Raw genomic sequence first — 4,541 nt, forward strand, 5'->3', positions numbered from 1 at the left:
GCCAATTGACTTCCAGCGTCAGTTGGCCGACCAGCTTCTCCAATTGTTCCTGCTTCTCCTCATAGCTCCTTTTCATCTTTTCAGCTGCCTTGCTTTCCCGTCCGAACACCATGGAGGCTCGCTCCAAAAATTCTCCTTTCCACCGGCTCAACATCACCGGACTGATTTCATACTTCCCGGCAATTTCATTCACCGTCTGCTCTTCCCTCAGCACTTCCAGTACGACCTTCGTCTTAAATTCTGCCGTATATCGATTTCGTTTCTCCATGTCCTCAGTATAACTTATTTATCGCCTCCTTGTGTCTCACCTTATGGGTTCATTGTATTCCACCCATTCTCCATTAATCAAAAGTTTTTTTGTTCCCCTTAAAAATTTTTGTAAACGAATGCTGATTGGTAATGTTTGTTCCATATTATAACCTCCTTAAGGTGAGATAATGGCTCTCTAAATGAAAGAGCAAACGTTGTTGACAACGGCTGCTTTCATATGTTCATCTCCCTCAAATGAATGTAATGTAATCGCTCCAATTTTAAATTTAATGCAAAATCAATGCCAATAATAAAATCCTATGAAATCACTTACAAAATAATTCGATTTATTGTGATAAAAATGTACATTGTTCTACAATGGAACAACATCATGTTCCGTTATGGAACAGATGTACCAATATGGAACAATAGAGAAAAATTCTACAGTTTCAAAACTGCAGTGCTTTTCCCAAACGTTTATTAGAAAGTGAGTTATTTGGGTACGAAAAAGTACGAAATAACTATGAGAACGGTCCGTTAAGAATGTTTATAACCGTTTATTCAAACATAAAGAAGCCGTAAAAAATCCGTGAAAGGAGCGGAATGTTTTGAGTAATACCACTGAGAAGATCCATCCAAAGGTACAAGACTTTTTAAAAAAGGGCCCGCGCAAACTTTTCATTGGTGGTCAATTTGTCGAGTCAATTTCCGGTAAAACATTCAAAAGCGTGAATCCGGCTACTGGTGATGCTGGTGATGGTCTTTGCGAAGTATATGAAGCAGATGAAAAAGACATTGATCGAGCTGTAGAGGCGGCAGAAAAAGCATTTCATGGTCCTTGGTCAAAAATGTCCGCCAGTGAAAGAAGTCGTTTGATTTGGAAGTTAGCCTATTTAATTGAAGAAAATCTTGAACCTATAGCACAATTAGAAACACTCGATAATGGTAAACCGATTAGGGAAACAAGAAATGCGGATGTACCCTTAGTCATCGATCATTTCCGTTATTATGCGGGATGGGTTAACAAATTTAGTGGAGAAGTGGTCAATAATTCGTTACATCCAAACATTTTTACCTATACACGTCGCGAACCTATTGGAGTTTGTGGACAAATTATTCCATGAATTTTCCTTTACTCATGGCTTCATGGAAACTAGGAGCTGCGCTTGCTACAGGTAACGTTGTTGTCTTAAAAAGTGCTGAAGATACTCCTCTGTCCGCCCTGTACCTTGCTGAGTTAATTCAGGAAGCAGAGTTTCCGGAAGGTGTTGTCAATATTATATCGGGTTATGGACATATTGCAGGTACAGCAATGACAAAACATCCGAGAATTCGCAAAATTGCTTTTACCGGGTCAACCGAGGTTGGAAAGATCATTATGCGAGATGCTTCTCACAACGTAAAGCGCGTAACCTTGGAGTTAGGTGGAAAATCACCAAATATTATTTTCCCGGATGCCGATTTTAGCAAAGCAATACCGGGTGCACTTCATAGTATCTTTTTCAATCAGGGTCAAATTTGCAGTGCGGGTTCTCGTCTGTTCGTTCATAAAAAAATTTATGATAATTTCCTTTCAGATATGGCCAGTGAGGCATCTAAGTTAAAAGTTGGACCTGGACTGGATGAGGAAACGCAGGTCGGTGCACTGGTTTCCGCCAAACAATACGAAACAGTCAGAGGATATTTAAAAAAGGGAAAAGAGGAGGGTGCAAAAGCATTAACCGGAGGCGTTCCGTTTTTGAAAAAAAGATTGATCAAAACAGGCTCTAAACATATTTATGGATCAGGCTTCGACAACTTTGCCAGCCCAGTCGATGTTGATGCCATAGTTCCAGCGTTCGCCTGGCTCAAACAGCAGTACATTCTTAACCGAGGCAAAGGTACTAGTGAATTTCCTTTGCCTCACGATATCTTCGATCCTCATTCTTTTACAGTTGGGCGATCATATGCTTTACAATTTCAAACGAGCGGTTGGATGCGAGCTGGGTAAACTCTGCAAAATTAACATGGGCCGAACCATCCGCTTTGTCAGACATCGAACGAATAACAACAAATGGAACATCGTTCATATCGCACACCTGCGCGACTGCCGCTCCTTCCATTTCCGTGCAGGCACCATTCATTTCCTCGTAAAGATGCCTAACCTGCTGCCTATCCGCTACAAACTGGTCACCAGACAGTACCCGGCCAGTAATCGTATTGGCGCCCCCTACCTGCTCGCTCGCCTTTACAGCGATTTGAACGAGTGCCGCATCAGCGGAAAAAATTGATTTATCGGCAAATGGAATGGTTCCTTTGGCAAATCCCAGGGGGGTTACGTCCATATCATGATGCTGGCAATCAGTCGAAACAACAACATCTCCAATTTCAAGTTCAGGAGTAAGGGCACCCGCCACCCCGGTAAAAATCACCTGCTCAACGTTAAAAGTATCAATCAGAATCTGGGTACATACGCTGGCATTCACCTTGCCCACCCCGGATTTACAAAGAACAACAGGCTTGCCCTCCCACTGCCCTTCATAGTAAACAATCCCTGCTTTTTTAACTTCCCGTTCTATCTCCATCCCCTGCTTATACAAGAGAATCTCCTCATCCATTGCACCTATAATGCCAATTTTCAATCCTGACCTCTCCTTCATTCCTTCGTATCATCGTGCATATGCTATATCGTGGTCTCGATTTTCTTCGTCGATTCCCTTTCCTCGATACGGTGCGGAAGAATAACAATATGGTTCTCTACTTTTTCATTGTTCATATACTTGGTAAGAAGACGCATAGCCACCGCACCGATATCATACATGGGCTGTACAACGGTGGTGAGGCGCGGCCGCACCATTTCAGCAAGACGAATATTGTCGAATCCGACTACCTCCATGTCATCAGGCACACGCAGCCCGCTATCCTGTATGCCATGAATGACGCCAACGGCCATTTCATCACTCGCCGCAAAAATCGCTGTCGGGCGTTCTACGAGGGAGAGGAATTGCTTCACGGCTTTAATACCGGATTCGTAGCGAAGGTTTCCGTTGTAAACATAACTATCCTTCATCGAGAGACCGGCTTCATCGAGCGCTTTTTTATATCCTTCAAAACGGCGCATTCCGGCCAGCGGATCGCCAAGCGGCCCGGTTACCATTGCAATTCGTGTATGTCCGGCATTGATAAGGAATTTGGTCGCATCGTATCCCGCTTCAAAATGGCTGATGTCAACGGATGGCAATTGACCCGTCGGATCCTTTGTACCGGCCAGAACGATCGGTACCGCTGCCGTTGTAAAAACCTCCATGTGGTTTTCTGTGATTTCCCGGCCCATAAAAATAATTCCATCCACCTGTTTTTCAAGCAATGTATTGGTCAAATGAAGTTCACGCTCAAGGCGCTGGTCGGAATCGCTTAAAATAATATTGTATTTGTACATGCTCGCAATGTCATCAATTCCACGGGCTAACTCCGCGAAAAATGCGCTGGAAATGTCTGGAATAATAACCCCGACCGTGGTCGTTCGTTTACTTGCCAGGCCGCGCGCTACTGCATTCGGACGATAGCCTAACTGTTCAATCGCAGCCAATACTTTTTTGCGGGTTGTCGGCTTTACGTTTGGGTTTCCATTCACCACCCGGGAAACGGTCGCCATTGATACTCCGGCTTCACGCGCTACATCATAAATTGTAATAGGCATGGGATAGCCTCCTTGTATTTTACATATTTTGGTTTTCACTGTTTTTCATAATTTTTTTTTATCATACGACACTTTTCGACTAGGTGCAATCGTTTTCAGCTATTCTATAAAAAAAAAATCAAATAAAGCAGAGTTATGCCTATATTGGATCACCGCTTTTTCTCAGCCGTTTCTCTTTCCAAAATGAAAGTTTATTTTAGAATTCACGGACAAAATTACCTTTATACAAAAACCGGCTCCTCTATTTTCCCACATGCAAAGAAAACTTGACCAGAGGTAAGCTGCAGGCGCGCCGACCGTGCCTTAGTTACATTTATGAGTATAAAAAGTCTATACTAATGTCTACACCAATCGAGTAGGAGAGGGCGGTGAACCCTCGTCCTCTCACACCACCGTACGTACCGTTCCGGTATACGGCGGTTCATTAAGTACTCCGTAAAGAGTGATATCGTTCTGCCAGGCTTTTCAGTTGACACGATTCGAAGAATCGTTTATCCAACGTTCTATGTAATACAGGACTTTTGGAGATACGCCAGTATCCCTTACGGGAATTTCCCCATTCATAGGCTTTTCCTTTAGGGACTCCTAAAGCGATGAGCCTTTTTACTTTTGT

Annotated in this window: 4 protein-coding genes and 1 pseudogene; 2 read left to right on the forward strand and 3 right to left on the reverse strand. The window is 43.3% G+C overall.

What is annotated here, in order from left to right; all coding sequences use genetic code 11:
- On the reverse strand, positions 1 to 268 hold a 268-nt coding region (locus H525_RS0115070; RefSeq protein ID WP_027416872.1), incomplete at its 3' end, for a transposase.
- A gap of 419 nt (positions 269 to 687) precedes the next feature.
- Here H525_RS0115070 and H525_RS29630 point away from each other — a divergent pair.
- Positions 688 to 831 carry a sigma 54-interacting transcriptional regulator gene (locus H525_RS29630; protein ID WP_155837330.1) on the forward strand — a complete coding sequence of 48 codons (144 nt, stop codon included), beginning with the start codon at positions 688 to 690 and terminating at the stop codon, positions 829 to 831.
- 26 nt (positions 832 to 857) lie between these two features.
- Positions 858 to 1,978: pseudogene (locus H525_RS24295) on the forward strand (aldehyde dehydrogenase family protein); the annotation flags it as partial.
- A gap of 199 nt (positions 1,979 to 2,177) precedes the next feature.
- Here H525_RS24295 and H525_RS0115085 read toward each other — a convergent pair.
- Both H525_RS0115085 and ccpA read right to left on the reverse strand, forming a co-directional pair.
- Positions 2,178 to 2,870, reverse strand: coding sequence for a 5'-methylthioadenosine/adenosylhomocysteine nucleosidase (locus H525_RS0115085; protein WP_027416873.1), 693 nt, complete (start codon positions 2,868 to 2,870; stop codon positions 2,178 to 2,180).
- Between the two features lie 41 nt (positions 2,871 to 2,911).
- On the reverse strand, positions 2,912 to 3,928 hold the full coding sequence (gene ccpA / locus H525_RS0115090) for a catabolite control protein A (protein ID WP_027416874.1): 1,017 nt from the start codon (positions 3,926 to 3,928) through the stop codon (positions 2,912 to 2,914).
- Positions 3,929 to 4,541 lie beyond the last annotated feature (613 nt).

The organism is Aneurinibacillus terranovensis DSM 18919, from assembly GCF_000430625.1.
Lineage (GTDB): Bacteria > Bacillota > Bacilli > Aneurinibacillales > Aneurinibacillaceae > Aneurinibacillus_B > Aneurinibacillus_B terranovensis.